At 71.5% G+C, this 16,089-nt stretch carries 15 protein-coding genes; 11 read left to right on the forward strand and 4 right to left on the reverse strand.

Annotated elements, in window-relative coordinates; all coding sequences use genetic code 11:
* Positions 1-59 precede the first annotated feature (59 nt).
* The 3 genes from MOV08_RS01645 to MOV08_RS01655 form a co-directional block, all read right to left on the reverse strand.
* On the reverse strand, positions 60-1,154 hold the full coding sequence (locus tag MOV08_RS01645; protein ID WP_275305863.1) for an agmatine deiminase family protein: 1,095 nt from the start codon (positions 1,152-1,154) through the stop codon (positions 60-62).
* 308 nt (positions 1,155-1,462) lie between these two features.
* Entirely contained in the window at positions 1,463-2,047 is a 585-nt protein-coding gene (locus MOV08_RS01650; protein WP_275305864.1) for a TetR/AcrR family transcriptional regulator, read from the reverse strand.
* Positions 2,048-2,110: 63 nt separating this feature from the next.
* Positions 2,111-2,668, reverse strand: a complete 558-nt coding sequence (locus MOV08_RS01655; protein ID WP_420834274.1) for a TetR/AcrR family transcriptional regulator — start codon at positions 2,666-2,668, stop codon at positions 2,111-2,113.
* Between the two features lie 176 nt (positions 2,669-2,844).
* On the opposite strand from MOV08_RS01655, the gene MOV08_RS01660 reads away from it, so the two are divergent.
* From MOV08_RS01660 to MOV08_RS01705, 10 genes are all read left to right on the forward strand, one after another.
* Positions 2,845-4,389 (forward strand): serine/threonine-protein kinase, encoded by a 1,545-nt coding sequence (locus MOV08_RS01660; protein ID WP_275305866.1) that lies wholly within the window; start codon positions 2,845-2,847, stop codon positions 4,387-4,389.
* Positions 4,390-4,606: 217 nt separating this feature from the next.
* Positions 4,607-5,311: an urease subunit gamma gene (gene ureA, locus MOV08_RS01665; protein WP_275305867.1), complete on the forward strand. Its 705-nt coding sequence runs from the start codon at positions 4,607-4,609 to the stop codon at positions 5,309-5,311.
* A 9-nt stretch (positions 5,312-5,320) separates the two neighbouring features.
* Positions 5,321-7,048 carry an urease subunit alpha gene (locus MOV08_RS01670; protein ID WP_275305868.1) on the forward strand — a complete coding sequence of 576 codons (1,728 nt, stop codon included), beginning with the start codon at positions 5,321-5,323 and terminating at the stop codon, positions 7,046-7,048.
* Between the two features lie 353 nt (positions 7,049-7,401).
* The gene (locus tag MOV08_RS01675) at positions 7,402-8,412 is read left to right on the forward strand and encodes an agmatine deiminase family protein (RefSeq protein ID WP_275305869.1); all 1,011 of its coding nucleotides are present in this window, start codon (positions 7,402-7,404) and stop codon (positions 8,410-8,412) included.
* Between the two features lie 102 nt (positions 8,413-8,514).
* Positions 8,515-10,170: an ABC transporter substrate-binding protein gene (locus MOV08_RS01680; protein WP_275305870.1), complete on the forward strand. Its 1,656-nt coding sequence runs from the start codon at positions 8,515-8,517 to the stop codon at positions 10,168-10,170.
* A complete protein-coding gene (locus MOV08_RS01685; RefSeq protein WP_039628915.1) occupies positions 10,167-11,126 on the forward strand; it encodes an ABC transporter permease in 960 nt (319 codons plus the stop codon). Before MOV08_RS01680 ends, MOV08_RS01685 begins: the two co-directional genes overlap by 4 nt.
* Complete coding sequence (locus MOV08_RS01690) at positions 11,123-11,983, forward strand: ABC transporter permease (protein WP_275305871.1); 861 nt, start codon at positions 11,123-11,125, stop codon at positions 11,981-11,983. Before MOV08_RS01685 ends, MOV08_RS01690 begins: the two co-directional genes overlap by 4 nt.
* A complete protein-coding gene (locus MOV08_RS01695) occupies positions 11,980-12,993 on the forward strand; it encodes an ABC transporter ATP-binding protein (protein ID WP_275305872.1) in 1,014 nt (337 codons plus the stop codon). Before MOV08_RS01690 ends, MOV08_RS01695 begins: the two co-directional genes overlap by 4 nt.
* Positions 12,986-13,783: an ABC transporter ATP-binding protein gene (locus tag MOV08_RS01700; RefSeq protein ID WP_275305873.1), complete on the forward strand. Its 798-nt coding sequence runs from the start codon at positions 12,986-12,988 to the stop codon at positions 13,781-13,783. The genes MOV08_RS01695 and MOV08_RS01700 overlap by 8 nt, the downstream gene beginning before the upstream one ends.
* A 141-nt stretch (positions 13,784-13,924) precedes the next feature.
* The gene (locus MOV08_RS01705; protein ID WP_275305874.1) at positions 13,925-15,088 is read left to right on the forward strand and encodes an agmatine deiminase family protein; all 1,164 of its coding nucleotides are present in this window, start codon (positions 13,925-13,927) and stop codon (positions 15,086-15,088) included.
* A 32-nt stretch (positions 15,089-15,120) separates the two neighbouring features.
* On the opposite strand, the gene MOV08_RS01710 is transcribed toward MOV08_RS01705, so the two are convergent.
* Positions 15,121-15,696 (reverse strand): rhodanese-like domain-containing protein, encoded by a 576-nt coding sequence (locus MOV08_RS01710; RefSeq protein WP_275305875.1) that lies wholly within the window; start codon positions 15,694-15,696, stop codon positions 15,121-15,123.
* 85 nt (positions 15,697-15,781) lie between these two features.
* Between MOV08_RS01710 and MOV08_RS01715 the strand changes: the two genes are divergently transcribed.
* The gene (locus MOV08_RS01715; protein WP_275305876.1) at positions 15,782-16,060 is read left to right on the forward strand and encodes a metal-sensitive transcriptional regulator; all 279 of its coding nucleotides are present in this window, start codon (positions 15,782-15,784) and stop codon (positions 16,058-16,060) included.
* Positions 16,061-16,089 lie beyond the last annotated feature (29 nt).

Consider the following 16,089-nt stretch of genomic DNA (forward strand, 5'->3'; position numbering starts at 1 on the left):
CCGACGGCCAGCGCCATTTCGGGGCGGCGCCTGTCGAAAGAGGTGTACGTGTTGATGGACTACGGAATGGGTTCGTGCATGGTGGCGCAGTGGATTCCACCGCCGCCGCCCATGAGCCGGTCGACATCCAGCTGTACGACCCGACGCCCGGGAAATGCCTCGGCCAGGGCGCGGCGGGCCGCGGAGTCCGTCCTCGGATCGCCGAACTGCGCGGTGACGACGGCGCCGTTGACGAGATGGAAGTTGAGGTACGAATCCACGAACGTCGAGCTGCGCGAGCGGACGGTGTCCGGCCCGTCCACGCGGATGACCTGCAGGCGCCGCCCCTTCGCGTCGGTTGCGGCGGACAGGATGGCGAACTGCTCACGCGCGTCCCGGGCCCAGACGTCGTTCCGGTCGTCCGGGGGAACCTGCACCATGACCACGCCGGGCCGGACGAAACGGGATGTGACGTCGATGTGGTTGTCGGTGATGTCCCGGCCGCGGACGCCGGGAACCCAGATCATCTTCTCGGCGCCGTAGGCCGCGAGGACCTCCTCCTCGATCTTGTCCCGGCTCATCCCGCGATTGCGGTTCTTGTTGACCAGGCTGCTCTCGGTGGCCAGCACCGTGCCGTCACCGTCGGTCTCGATCGACCCGCCTTCTCCGACGAATTCCGCCTCGGTGAGGGGAATTCCGTTGAATTCGGCGACGCACCAGGCCACCTCGGCGTCGTCGCGGTGCTTCTGCTTTCCGCCCCACCCGTTGAAGTTGAGGCTCACGGCGTCGAGATTTCCGCGGCCGTCGCGCCGGAAGACGGCACAGGTGTCGCGCATCCAGAGATCGTCCGTGGGGATCGAGCCGATCACGGTGACCCCCGGGCCACAGGCGGCACGGGCCTCACCTACGGCGGATTCGTCCGGCGCGCACAGGACGACGGGCTCGAATGCCGCGACCGTGCGGGCGATGAGCGCGATGTCCTGCTGCACGCCTGCCAGCTGTCGTCCCCAGACGGACCTCCTGGAGGGCCAGGACATCCAGGTTCGGGTGTGCGGAACGTCGTCGGCCGGCACACGCCACCTGGCGCCGTCCGTGCCATCGGACGAGGCTCCTCGCGACGGGCGCGGGCCGAGGAAGGCGTCGAGCAGCCACCTGCCCGCGGGGAGGTCGTTCATGGGGGCTCCACATCGAATCCGTGATGTCGGACGGCGTCGGCCGCCGAGTCCTGGCCGGACCAGGGACGGGACGTCCCGCTCACCGGCGTCCCGTGGCGTACAGCGGCGTTCACGCCGACGAGGCGTGCTGCGGGACCTGCGGCGGCGACGGCCCGTGCCCCTCCGTGCCGTCGGGGCAGGCGTGGTGCGTGCGCCCGAGGCGGGTCGGGGCGCGGCGCCGCTCTGTCTCAGACTATGACACTGACTGGATTTTCAGTCAATGCGAGACGCAGACATGTCCCCCGTATCCGTACGGCAACCGTCCGGCGTCAGCCCTGCGGGCCCTCGGCCAGCTCGCGCTCCAGCGCGGCGGCCACATGCGCCCGGGCTTCGGCAGTGGTGAGCAGGCCGGCCAGCCAGCGCCCGCTCAGCCCCTCCACCAGGGAGGTCAGCCGGACCGCGGCGGCACGCGAGTCGACCGACGCGGGGACGCTCCCCTCGTCCTGGCCGTCCGCGATGAGCTCGGCGATGTCGACGATCCAACGCTCGGTCAGTGACGCCAGCGTCGGCCGCAGCCCCTCGTCGAAGGTCGCGGCCGCCCGCGCCTCGCCCCACACGGCGGAGTTCTCACGCACGGCGGTGTCGTCCTGGAACTCCGCCGACAGGAGGTCGAGCAGCAGTTCCCGGACGGGGGTCTCGTCATCGTCCGCACCGGCCACATAGCCTTCGGCCCGGTCGTTCACGTACTCAAGGGCGCTGGTGACCAGGCCGGCACGATCGCGGAAGTGGTAGTAGATCAGTGTTTTGGAGACGCCCGCCTCGGCGGCCACGTCTTCCACGCGCAGCCCCCGGACCCCCCGCAGGGCTATCACTCGGCAGGTCGCTTCCAGCAGTTTGGCTCGTCGGGTAGTCACGTTCGTACAGTAACCACCGGGGTGCGGCGGGGGACTCGCGCAGGATGCCGGAAACGGCTGGTCCTACCGGCGTCCCAGCCGCTCCAACTCCGCCTCTACGGCGTCCAGCACCAGCTCACGAGCGTGGTCCAAGGGCAGGATGCCGCTGAGCCAGCGCATGCTGAGCCCTTCCACCAACGCCGTCAGCCGCTCGGCGGCGACGGCCAGGGCGGCGGCGGTCGCCATGGGGCGCACCCGGCCGAGCAGGTCGGCGATTTCCTGGACCCAGACCAGTGTGGCCTTGGCCAGGTCCTCGCGCAGATGAGGCTCGAAGATGGCGCTGGCGCGGAGTTCCCCCCAAGCGGTGCTGTTCTCCCGGACGATGTCGTCGTCCTGGAGCTCCAACAGCAGGGTCTGCTCCAGCTCTTGCCGGGGATCGAGGGGAGCGGCGTCCGAGGCGCGCTCCGTGGTGTAGCTCCCGGCGCGGTCGTTGATGAACTCCAGGGTCCGGCGCAGGATGCCGGCCCGGTCCTTGAAGTGGTAGTAGATGAGCGCGGTGGACACGCCGGCCTCGGCGGCCAGCTCCTCGACCCGCAGTCCGCGGACCCCGCGCCGGGCGATGACCCGCGCCGCCGCCTCCATGATCGCTGTTCTCCGGTCGCTCACAGTTACCCAGCTTAACCAGCCCTCGCGCACCTTCTCCGCCGGGGGTGGACAGGGATTGACTAAAACTTCAGTTAGAGTCACCGCACCCTGTCCACGAACCCCGCACCTCCGTCGGCCCTCGTCCGCCGCTTCCCCTCTGAAAGGGCCCTCGCATGACCACCGAGCACCCCGGCGCGCTGCCCCCCTTCGCGGCCCTGACCGCCGACGACCCGCAGGAGATCGGCGGATATCGGTTGCACGCCCGGCTCGGCTCGGGCGGCATGGGGCACGTGTACCTCGCGTACACGCCGGGCGGCCGGCCGGTGGCCCTCAAGGTGGTACGGCCGGAATTCGCCGGGGACCCCGAGTTCCGCCGTCGGTTCGTGCAGGAGGTGGCCAACGCCCGACGCATCCACGGCCTGTACACCGCCCAGGTCGTCGACGCGGGTGTCGACGCGGTGACACCGTGGCTGGCGACGGCCTACGTACCCGCCCCCTCGCTGCACGAGGTGCTCCGTCGGCACGGTGGGCTGCCGGTGGAGACGGTGCTGCTGCTCGTGGCCGGCATCGCGGAGGCGCTCCAGTCGATCCACGGCGCCGGAGTGGTCCACCGTGACCTCAAGCCGGCCAACGTGCTGGTCGCCGCAGACGGCCCCAGGGTGATCGACTTCGGCATCGCGCGCGCCGCCGACGCCGTCGCGCTCACCGGCACCGGCCTGCGGATCGGCACACCCGCCTTCATGGCTCCCGAACAGGCCCTGGGACGGCCCCCGACGTCGGCCACCGACGTCTTCGCGCTCGGCGCGCTGGCCGTGTACGCCGCCGGTGGCGCACCCCCTTTCGGCGAGTGCCCCGAATCCGTGGCCCTGTACCGGACGGTCCACGAACAGCCCGACCTCACCCGCGTACCGGCCGAACTGCACGCCCTGGTGGGGCAGTGCCTGGCGAAGGACCCCGCCGCGCGTCCCACCACCGGCGCGCTGATCGAGGCCGTGCGCCGCCACCCCGCCGTGGGTTCACCGGTGCGGTTCACCAACGGCTGGCTGCCGACCGCTGTACGGACGGAGCTGTCCCGCCACGACGGCCTGCCCCAACCTCCGGCTTCACCGCACGCCCGGCCCACCGTCACCGCCACGGCCGTGCCCCTCCCCCGGGCCGAGGTGCCCGGCCCGGTTCCGCCGCCGCCCCCGGCCCGGCGCACCAGGAGACCCGTTCGTTGGCTGGTCCTGACCGCGATCGCCGCGCTGCTGCTCGGCGGCGGCGCGGTCTACTACTTCGACTACCCCCCGGAGGATTCCGCGCCGCCCTCGGGGGCCGAGCAGGCGCAGGACGCGCCCGGTGACGGGTTCCGCCCGGGGTACGCGGGCGCCGAGCTGACCTCCCCCGACCCGGGTTACGAGTTCGACCTGCGGAACGGCAAGGTCGTACCGGAGTCCAGCGTCGACTGGTACCTGTCGCGCACGGCCACCGCATTCGTGATCCCCGAGGACAGCGACGCCTTCATCGCTCCCGGCGACGGTCTGACCCCTGCCGACTGCCTCAAGGGCATCGACCGCAACCCGGTGACCTCGCTGAAGTTCAGCGAACTCGATGACCAGCACCCCTTCTGCGTCCGGAGCGCCGACGGCCGGGAGATCGGGATCGTGCGACTGGTGGAGGCCGTGCCCGGAGGCGGTTCGGTGACGGTCGCCCTCAGTCGCTACGCCAAGGACGCCTGACCCGTCCCCCGTCGCCTCACCAAGGCGTCGGCAACTGATCGATGAGCGCAGGCGACCTTCGAAAGTCACGCCTTCTACATTGACTGAATTTTCAGTCAATGGCAGGCTCGACCCAGATCACTCGACCTGTCATTCCCAGAGGAAGGGCCAACGCCGTCATGCCCGAAGACACCGCGCCCAGTACGCCCGCCCTGATCCACCCCCGGGAGCCGCGACCATGCGACTGACCCCCACGGAGCGCGACCGGTTGTTGCTGTTCGGTGCGGCCGAGCTGGCGCGGGCGCGTCGGGCTCGCGGCCTGAAGCTGAATGTTCCCGAGGCGACCGCGTTGATCGCGGACACAGTCTGCGAGGCGGCGCGGGACGGGCGTCGCCTCGCTGAGGCCATTGAGGCGGCGCGGAGTGCGTTGGGCCCTGAGGATGTGTTGCCGGGGGTGGCGGATGTGGTGACCGAGGTGCATGTGGAGGCCGTTTTTGATGACGGTTCTCGGCTTGCGGTGGTCACGGATCCGATCGGTGTCGAGCCGGTGGAGGGTGTCGGGTCGGTCGGTGGTGGGGTGGTGTTGGCGCCGGGGGCGGTGTTGCCCGGTCCGGCTGATCCGGAGCCTGAGCCGGCGGTGGTGATCGAGGTGCGGAACACCGCGAGCGTGCCGATCAGTGTCACCTCGCACTTTCATTTCTTCGAGGCGAATCCGCGGTTGGCGTTCGATCGTGCCGCTGCGTATGGGATGCGGTTGTGTGTGCCGGCCGGTTCGTCGGTGCGGTTCGATCCCGGTGGGTCCTTGGGGGTCGGTCTGGTGCCGATCGGTGGTGCCCGGATCGCGATCGGGTTCGCCGGTCTGGTCGACGGGCCGCTCGATGCGCCGGGGGCTCGGGCCGAAGCGCTGCGGCGGGCTGTCGCCTGTGGCTACCTGGGAGCTTAAGGAGCAGGGATGACCAGGAGCATTGACCCTTATGAGTACGCGTCGGTGCATGGTCCGCGGGCCGGGGACCGGGTGGTCCTTGGTGACTGTGGGCTGGTGGTCCGGGTCGAGGCCGACTCGCAAAAGCCCGGTGAGGAGTTCCTGGCGGGCTTTGGCAAGACTGCCCGTGACGGTCTGCATCTCAAGGCCGCCTCGGTGCGGGAGACGTGCGATGTGGTGATCAGTAATGTGCTGGTCATCGATGCGATCCAGGGCATCCGCAAGACCTCCATCGGTATCCGCGAGGGCCGTATCCACGCCATCGGGCGGGCTGGGAACCCGGACACGTTGGACGGGGTGGAGGTGGTGGTCGGTACCGGCACGTCCATCGTCTCGGGCGAGGGCATGATCGCCACCGCGGGCGCGGTGGACACCCATGTCCACCTGCTGTCCCCGCGGGTGATGGAAGCCTCGCTGGCCTCCGGCGTGACGACCATCATCGGCCAGGAGTTCGGTCCGGTGTGGGGTGTCGGTGTCAACTCGCCCTGGGCGTTGGGGCATGCGTTCAATGCCTTCGATGCCTGGCCGGTCAACATCGGTTTCCTGGGCCGTGGTTCGTCCTCCGGTGAGGCGCCGCTGGTGGAGGCGCTGGCCGAGGGCGGTGCCCTGGGTTTCAAGGTGCACGAGGACATGGGTGCGCATGCCCGCGCGCTGGACACCGCGTTGCGGGTCGCCGAGGAGTACGACGTCCAGGTGGCCCTGCACTCCGACGGGCTGAACGAATGCCTGTCGGTCGAGGACACCCTGCGGGTCCTGGACGGCCGGACCATCCACGCCTTCCACATCGAGGGCTGCGGCGGCGGGCATGTCCCCAACGTGTTGAAGATGGCTGGTGTCCCCAACGTCATCGGTTCCTCGACCAACCCCACCCTGCCCTTTGGTAGGGATGCGGTCGCCGAGCACTACGGCATGATCGTCTCGGTGCACGATCTGAAGACCGATCTGCCCGGTGACGCGGCCATGGCCCGGGACCGTATCCGGGCCGGCACCATGGGCGCGGAGGACGTGCTGCACGACCTCGGGGCAATCGGCATCACCTCCTCCGACGCCCAGGGCATGGGCCGGGCCGGCGAGACGGTCCGCCGCACCTTCGCCATGGCCGGCAAGATGAAGGCCGAACTCGGGCCCCTGCTTGCCCGTGACGGGGAGGCCAGCGACGGCGCCCACGACGACAACGCCCGGGTACTGCGCTACATCGCCAAACTCACCATCAACCCCGCCATCGCCCACGGCCTCTCCCACGAGATCGGATCCATCGAAGTCGGCAAGATGGCCGACATCGTGCTGTGGAAACCCCAGTACTTCGGCGCCAAACCCCAACTCGTCCTCAAATCCGGCTTCCCCGCCTACGGCGTCACCGGCGACCCCAACGCCGCCAATGACCGTTGTGAACCCCTGGTGCTGGGACCGCTGTTCGGGGCGCACGGTGCGACGGCGGCCGACCTGTCGGTGGCGTTCGTCAGCCGGGCCGCCGCCGAGTCCGGGACGTTCGGCCGACCGTACGACGCGCTGGCCACCCGGCGCCGCAGGGTGGCCGTGCACGGCACGCGGGGTATCGGACCCGCCGACCTGGTGCACAACGCACGTCTGGGCGCCGTGCAGGTCGACGGGGAGAGCGGACTGGTGACGCTGGACGGAGAACCGATCCGCTCCGATCCGCAGCAGAAGACGTCGCTCGGCCGGCTGTACTTCCTGTAGCCGGCCGCGCCGGAGGCTCCGTGCGGCTCTGCGCGCGGAGCGGGCCCCGTCGTGGCCGCGACGCGCTCGCCCCGGGGCCGTCCGGCAGGCCCGGCTGCACCGCGACTCGGATGTCGCGCTCCGACGATCCGCTTCGCGTGAAAACCCGCAGGCTTCTTCACGCGCCACTCCTTGACTGAATTTTCAGTTCGGGGCAGGATTCCCGCACACCGCCGGCCCACCCTGTGCCGGGCCTCCGCATACGGGCCGACGCACGGTCCGCCCCGCGCCTCTGCCGTCTCGGCACCCGCCGCGTCTCACCCGCGGCCGCCCCCTCCCACCACCCCGGAAAAGCCGGAGAAGAGAGAGTTCCCATGGACTTCCGCATGCCCGCCGAGTGGACCGAACACGAGCGCTGCCTGATGGCCTGGCCCACCCGGCACGACCTGTGGGGCACCGTGCTGGAGACGGCCCGACAGGAGTACGCGGACGTGGCCCGTGCCATCGCGGAGTTCGAGCCGGTGACCATGGTCGCGCCGCCCGGCCACGGCGCCGAGGCCCGCGCGTGGTGCGGAGCGGGCATCGAGGTGCTCGAACTGCCCCTGGACGACTCGTGGTTCCGCGACTCCGCGCCCCTCTTCGTGCTCGGCCCCGACGGCGGGCGGGCCGGCGTGGACTTCCGGTTCAACGCCTGGGGCGGCAAGCACCATCCGTTCGAAGCCGACGACCGGGTCGGTGGCCTGCTGCTCGGACTGCTCGGCGAGCGTGCCGTGCGCTCCGAGATGATCCTGGAGGGCGGTGCGATCACCGTGGACGGCGCGGGCACACTCATCACCACCGAGCAGTGCCTGCTCCACCCCAACCGCAATCCGGGGATGAGCCGGGCGGAGATCGAGGCCGAGTTGGCGACCCGGCTCGGTGTCACCAAGGTCATCTGGCTGCCGTACGGCGGCCTGTTGGACACCGAGACCGACGGGCATGTCGACGGCGTCTGCGCGTTCGTCGCTCCAGGCAAGGTCGTGGTGCAGCTGCCCGACGACCCCGCGCACCCCGACTACGCGCGGATGCGGGCCAACCGCGCGGTGCTGGCGGCCAGCACGGACGCCCACGGGCGCCGCCTGGAGATCGTCGACCTCCCGCAGAGCGCGTTCGTCGAGGTCGCCGGTGCGCCGGTCGAGGTCGGGTACCTCAACTTCTACCAGGCCAACGGCGGTGTCGTCGTACCGGTCGCGGGCCTGCCGCAGGACGCGGAGGCGCTGGCCGTCATCGCCGCGGCCTGTCCGGACCGCAAGGTGGTGGGCGTACCGGCCCGCGCGCTCGCCCACGGCGGGGGCGGGGTCCACTGCATCACGCAGCAGGTCCCCGCCGTGGCTCCCCGGGCCTGAGCACCTGTCACCCGAGCCGGCCGGGGACGTCCGCCGCCCTTGCGCCCCGGCCGCCCCTCCCTGCCCGACCCGTTCCGCCGTATACGGAGAGGAACCGCATCGATGCCCATCCCACCACCCCGGCCGGGGAGCCGCCGCCCCTCCCGGCGGGCCCTCGCGGCCGGGGCCCTTTCCGCCCTCCTGTTGACGTCCGCCTGCGCGGGACCGCCCGGTGTCGGGGCGTCCGGTACGAGAACGGACTTCCGGCTGTCCGCGAACACCCCCGCCGCCAGGGGCGAGATCGACTCGTTCAGCTGGGCGCTGTATGCGGAACCGCCCACGCTCGACTACCTCTCCGCCTTCGACTACCCGCAGAACATGATCCTCTCCAATGTCTGCGAGAGCCTGATGCGGTGGACGCCCCGGCTGGCGCTGGCCCCGGGCCTGGCGCGGAAGGCGACCCATCCCGACCCGCTGACCTGGGTCTACGACCTTCGGCCGGGGGTGCGCTTCCACGACGGCGGCGTACTGAGCGCCGACGACGTGGTGTTCAGCCTGGGCCGGCAGACGGACCCGGCCAACGGGGCGGCATGGGCCTCGGTCTTCAAGAACGTCGCCGCCCTGACCAAGACCGGACCGCTTCAGGTGACCGTCAGACTCAAGCGGCCCGACTCGCAGTTCCCCCAGTACATGGCGACCGCGGCCGGAGTGGTGGCGAGCCGGTCCGGCGTGCGTGCGGCGGGCCAGAACTACGGCACCTCCGGCAGCCTGGACTGCACCGGTCCCTTCCGGCTCGGGACCTGGAGCAAGGGCCAGTCCCTGGAGCTGCGCCGCTTCGAGGGCTACTGGGGCACCAGGGCCAAGGCCGCGAAGGTACTGTTCCGCTTCCTCCCCGACTCCTCCGCGCGGACCAAGGCGATGCTCGGTGGCGAGGTGGACGGCGGGTACCTCATCCCCACCGAGAGCTACGCCGCGCTGCGTTCCAGCGGTGTCGGCACCCTCTCCTTCGGCGAGGGACTGAGCACCGTCAACGTCAACATCACGAACATGCGCGGTCCGCTCGGCGACGTCCGGGTCCGTCGTGCGCTGTCCCTGGCGCTGGACCGGCGGGGCTTCGTCAGGACCGGCCTGAGCGGCGCGGGGGCCGCCACCGGTTCCCTCACCACCAAGGCCGCCTGGTCCGCCGCCCCCGCGGCGGTCCGACGCGCCGCCTTCGACCGACTGCCGCCGACCGCACGGAACGTGGACGCGGCCAGGAAGCTCGTCGAGGAGGCGGGGGCCACCGGCAAGACGGTCACCATCGCCACCAGTTCCGTCGGCCAGGACGTGTCGTTGCTGGCCACCGCGGTGCAAGCAGCCGGCACCCAGATCGGGCTACGGGTCCGGCTCAAGACCATCGCGCCGAACGCCTTCACCGCGCTGTTCACCGATCCCGAGGCGCGCGAGGGGATCGACATGTTCCCGGAGACGTACTACGACTCCATCACCGATCCGCTGGACCTGCTGAGCAACTTCCGGACCGGCGCCTACCAGAACTACGCCGGCTACCACGACCGCGCCTACGACGCCCTCGTCGACCGGGCCCGCGCCACCGACGACCCGGCCCGGCGGCTCGGCATCGAGGCCGAGCTACAGCGGAAGGCGGCCGAGCAGGTCCTGTGGATCCCGGTCGCCGAGTGGCCCACCGCCGTCTTCCTCAACAAGCGGATCACCGGAGCACCGACCACCATCTCCTACCTGTACTACCCCTGGGCCGCGGACGTCGGGGCCGCGCGATGAGCGTTCTGCGTTTCGCGCTCCGGCGGCTGGCCGAGATGGTCGCCACGCTGCTCGGCGCCTCGTTCGTGATCTTCGGCGCGATGTATCTGGCGCCCGGCAACCCGGCGAGCTTCCTCCTGGCGGGGCGGTCCGCCTCCCCGGCGGCCCTCCGGGCCATCAACGCGCAGTACCACCTCGACGCCCCCTTCGCCGTCCGGTACGTCCGCTGGCTCGGCCGGTTGCTGCACGGCGACTTCGGCCGCTCGATCACCTACCGCACCGATGTGTCCCGGCTCCTCGCGGACCGGCTTCCGGCCACTTTGCTCCTGGTCGCCATGGCGCTGGTCCTGGTGCTGGTCGTGGGTCTCACGCTGGGCCGGATCGGCGCGGTCCGCGGTGGAGTCGTGGACGCAACGATCCTGGTGACCACCGCGCTCGCCGTGGGCACCCCGTCCTTCGTCGCCGCGGTCCTGCTCCAGGGCCTGTTCGCGCTGCGACTGCACTGGTTCCCCGCCGGCGGTACCGGAGAGGGCCTCGGACAGATGCTCTGGCACCTGACGCTGCCCGCCGTCGCCCTCGCGCTGTACCTGATCGGCATGCTGGCCCGGGTCGGCCGCAGCGCCATGCTCGACGTCCTCGGCCAGGAACATGTCACCGTGGCACTCAGCCGCGGCGTGCCCAGGCACAAGGTCATCAGCCGCCATGTGTTCCGCAACGCGCTGGGCACGGTGCTCACCACCGTTGGCCTGATCGTCTCCACCCTGCTGGTGTGCACCGTCCTGGTCGAGTCGGCGTTCGGCGTCGGGGGCATCGGCCAGCTCCTCGAACTGTCCATCACCACAAAGGACTTCCCCACCGTGCAGGCCATCTCCCTGATCATGGTCGGACTGTTCATGGCGGTGAACCTCGTGGTCGACCTGCTCCATCCACTGGTGGACCCCCGTGTCGCCCACGCTCCCGGGAGGTCGGCCGGATGACCGCGGACCTCCTCGTGCACAGGCCCGGGTTCGTCCGGATCCGCACCGCGGGCGCACCGCTGTATCTGCTGTGCCTGGGATGCGTCGCCCTGCTGGTGCTGGCGGCACTGCTCGCCCCGTGGCTCGTCCCGGCCGACCCCAACGCGGTCGATCTCGGGAACGCGCTCGCCGGACCGGCGGTGTCCCACCCGCTGGGCATCGACGCCTCCGGCCGCGACACCCTCTCCCGCCTGCTCATCGGCGCCCGCACCTCGCTGTTGGGCCCGCTCGGCGTGGTCGCCTTCTCGTCCCTGGCGGGCGTCGTGGTCGGCGCGACCGCGGCGTGGCGGGGCGGCTGGCTGGACTCGGTCCTCTCCCGCAGTGCGGAGCTGGTCTTCGCCTTCCCCGGGATGCTGCTCGCGATCCTGATCGTCTCGGTGTACGGCGAGGGGCTCATGGCGCCCGTCCTCGCCCTCGCCGTCGCCTACCTCCCGTACGTCAGCCGGCTCACCCGGTCCCTGGTCCTCGCCGAACGCGAACGCCCCTATGTCAGCGCCTACGTGGTGCAAGGGCACTCCGGCGTCCAGGTCTGTCTGCGCCACGTGCTGCCGAACATCGCCCCCGTCGTCCTCGCCCAGTCCACCATCAACTTCGGATACTCCCTCATCGACCTGGCCGGGCTCTCCTTCCTCGGCCTGGGCGTCCCGGCGCTCACCCCCGACTGGGGCCGGATGGTCTTCGACGGTCAGACCGCCGTCCAACAGGGCTACCCCCTGTCGGCGGTCCTGCCCTGCGCGGCGATCGTGCTGACCGTCGTCGCCTTCAACGTGGTCGGCGAACGCTGGGCGGACGAGGTTGCCAGGAGGGATCCACGATGAACGCCCCGCTCGCCCCTCCCGCGCGCGACGTCCCGCCCGTCCTCGACATCCGAGGTCTGCGGCTGCGCCTTCCCCACACCGCCCGACCGGTGTTGGACGGCGTGGACCTCGCCGTCGCCGCCGGAGGGACCGTCGCCCTGGTCGGCGAGTCCGGCTCCGGCAAGACCCTCACCTCGCGCAGCGTCCTGCGTCTGCTGCCACCGGGCGCCACCGTCGAAGGCCGCATCGAGGTCGCCGGCGCGGACGTCCTCACCCTGCCGCCCCAGCAGCTCCGTACCCTGCGCACCAGCACCGCGGCGATGGTCTTCCAGGACCCCAGGGCGGCCATCAATCCACTGCGCCGCATCGGCGACTTCCTCACCGAGAGCCTGCGCCTGAACACCAAGGCGCCGGCGGCCGAGGCCGACGAGCGCGCCGGCGAGATGCTCGATGCCGTCGGTCTCCCGCCCGCGGTGCTGCGCCGCTACCCGAGCCAGGTCTCCGGCGGCATGCTCCAACGCGTCATGATCGCCGCGGCGTTGATGGGCGAACCCGCCCTGCTCCTGGCCGACGAGGCCACCACCGCCCTCGACGTCACCAGCCAGGCCGAGGTGGTCGCCCTTCTCGCGGACCTGCGCACACGCTTCGGCACCGGGCTGCTCTTCGTCACCCATGACCTCGGCCTGGCGGCGGCCATCAGCGACCGGGTGTGCGTCATGTACGCCGGGCGGATCGTCGAGTCCGGCTCCGCCGAGGCGCTGTTCGCCCGGCCGCGGCACCCGTACACGAGCGCGCTGCTGGCCGCCACCCCGCGGCTCGACGCGCCCCGCGGACGGCTGGCGGCCCTCGAAGGCCAACCTCCGGACCTGCGCACGGAGTTGACCGGCTGTCCGTTCGCGCCGCGCTGTGCGTCCGCGACCGCCGTCTGCGCGGAGCAGGCGCCCGGCGAGCGCGCGGTGCCGGGCGAACCCGGCCACCTCGTGGCCTGCCACCACAGCGACCGGTTCGAAGGGAGCCCCGGCCATGACTGAGCCCGCGCTGGAGGTGATCGGGCTGTGCCGCGCGTACGGCACGGTCCGTGCGGTGGACGACGTGACGTTCGCCCTGCGCACCGGTGGATCGCTCGGCATCGTCGGCGCGTCCGGCTCGGGCAAAACGACCACCGCCCGCATCGTCGTGGGCCTGGAGGGCGCGGACGCCGGCCGGGTCGTGGTGCGCGGCCGGGAACGCGGCGGCCGGGCCCGCGGACGGGTCGCCCGGCTGGCGCGCGCCCGCGAGGTGCAGATGGTCTTCCAGGACCCCTACCTCTCGCTCGACCCGCGAGTCAGCGTCGACGCGGCGCTGCGGGAGACCCTGCGGCTTCATTTCCCCCGGGCCGACCCCTCCCGTCGGGTGGCCGAGCTGCTCGACCAGGTCGGGCTGGGCACCCGGGCCGCGGGGGCACTGCCCCGGCAGCTCTCGGGCGGCCAGCGGCAGCGGGTCGCCATCGCCCGGGCCCTGGCGGTGGAGCCTGCCGTCCTCGTCCTGGACGAGGCCGTCGCCGCACTCGACGTCTCGGTGCAGGCACAGATCCTCAACCTGCTCGCCGACATCCGCGCGCAGACCGGCACCAGCTATCTGTTCATCACGCACGACCTCGGCGTGGTCCGCTGCGTCACCGACGACATCGTCGTCATGCACCAGGGGCGGATCGTCGAATCCGGCGGCACCGCCGACGTCCTCGCTTCACCCCAACACCCCTACACCCAGCTGCTGCTGGACTCGGTCCCCCGCCCCGGGTGGGATCCCCGGGCCATCGCCACGGCCCGCCGTACCCGGTAGCCGCACCGGCACCGCACGCGAGTCCCGTACACACCACCGATCCGTACGAACGATCCGTACACCACCGGCCCCTGCACCACCGCCCCGTACACCGCCGGCCCGCGCACGACCACCGTGCGCACGACTGATCGGAGTTCCGAGATGACCGACCGCTCCGCGCCCCGCACCCCTTCCCACCGTCCGCTCGGCAGGAGGAGCTTCCTGGCCGCCACGGGACTCGCCGCGGCCGGTGCCGCCTGGGCGGCGTCCGGCGCCGGCAGGGCCCTGGCCGCCGCCGACCCGGCACCGGCCGCGGCGTCCGGCCTCGCCGTCCCGATCGACACCGTCGCCCACACCAGGACCTGGATGGCCTGGCCCGACAGCACCGACGTCTGGGGGCCGAAGCTGCCGGACGTCCAGGCGAACATCGCCCTGATCGCACGCACCGTCGCGCAGTACGAACCCGTCACCCTGTGTGCCAACCCCGCCGGCGCCCCGGCCGCCCGGAGCACCTGCGGGCCCTCCGTGACCGTGCTCGACACGATCCCGGTCGACGACTGCTGGATGCGGGACACCGGCCCGGTCTTCCGCACCGACGGCGCCGGTGGTCTCGACGCCATCGGCACGAACTTCAACGGCTGGGGCAACAGGCAGCCCCACGGCCGCGATGCCCTGGTCGCCGAACGGATCGCGGCCCACCTCGGAGTCCCCTTCACCGCCGCCGGCTTCGTCGGCGAGGGCGGTGCCGTGGAGACCGACGGCAACGGCACGCTCATGGCCACCAGGAGCAGCCTCATCAACACCCGCCGCAATCCCGACCTGACCCAGGCGCAGATCGCATCCGCGCTGTGCGACGCCTACGGGGCGCACCAGGTGATCTGGTTCGACGGGGTGGCCGGCCGGGACATCACCGACGACCACGTCGACGCCACGTCGAGGTTCCCGGCCACCGCCGCCGGGCTCGTGCAGATGCCGCTCGCCACGGACACCGACGCCTGGTCGCAGGACGCCCGCCGGCAGTACCGGATCCTCTCCACGTCCACCGACGCCCACGGCACGCCCTTCGCGGTCACCCGGCTCCAGGGCCCCGACTACAAGCTCATCCGCTCCACCGACCCCAAGTTCGTCGCGGCGTACGCGAATTACTACGTGTGCAACGGTGCCGTGATCTCCGCCCAGTTCGGCGACGCCCGCGCCGACGCCGCGGCCAAGGCGACCCTCCAGCGGCTGTTCCCGGACCGGGTCGTCGAACAGCTCGACATCGACGGTCTCGGCGCGGGCGGCGGGGGCATCCACTGCGTCACCCAGCAGCAGCCCCGCCCCTGAGCCGGCCCGGTCGGGGCGGCCGGTGGTGGGGGTCAGCGGCCGAGGGCCGCCAGGGTGGCGTCGAGGTCGGCGGTGCGGGGTTGGTTGTGGGGGAGCTTGGCGAGCAGGACCGCCATGCCGCAGGTGTTGGTGACGGCCGAGAAGACCAGGCCGCTGCCGACGGCGGCGGACAGCCAGCGGGCGCGTCGGTAGCGGGTGCCCAGGGCGAGGCCGGCGACGACGAGGGAGCCGGCGGCGAGGCGGACCTGGCGCTCCATGGGCCAGCTGGTTGCGGCACGATCATCCCGGTCGACCGGGTGGCCCTGCTGGGCCCAGGCGGCGGTGCCGCCGGTGAGCGAGGCGGCCGGGATGTCGGCGGCGGCGAGTTGCGCGCAGGCGGTGCCGGAGCGGTTGCCGGAGGCGCAGACGATCAGGAGTCCGGCGCGTGCCGCCGTGACCTTGAGCGTGGGCAGGGCGGCGTCGAGGTGGTCCAGGGGGATGTTGTGGGCACCGGGGAGGTGCCCGGCGGCGTACTCGCCGGGGGTGCGCACGTCGATGACGGTGTAATGGTGCAGGTGCTCGGCGGCACGGGCGATGTCTACGGTCGTGACGGAGGCGGAGGCGCTCATGTGCGGGTTTCCCTTTCCTTGCGCTTCGTCCGGTGGGGGGACCACACGGAGTAGTATACCCTGGGGGGTATTTCAGGAGGATGTCATGGAGATGGCGATGGCGGCCGATGAGCTCAAGAGTGTGCTCAACCGGTTGCGTCGGGCGCAGGGGCAGATCGCCGGGATCATCAAGATGATCGAAGACGGCCGGGACTGCGAGGACGTGATCACGCAGCTCGCGGCGGTCTCACGGGCACTGGACCGGGCCGGTTTCGCGATCATCGCGACGGGTCTGCAGCACTGTATGGCCGACGGGGCGCAGGCCCCGGGGGATCGCGACCAGATGCGGGCCCGCCTGGAGAAGCTGTTCCTGTCGCTGGCCTAGGGTCTGCCCGCTGGGTCAGGGTCGGACGG

The organism is Streptomyces yunnanensis (assembly GCF_029011865.1).
Lineage (GTDB): Bacteria > Actinomycetota > Actinomycetes > Streptomycetales > Streptomycetaceae > Streptomyces > Streptomyces yunnanensis.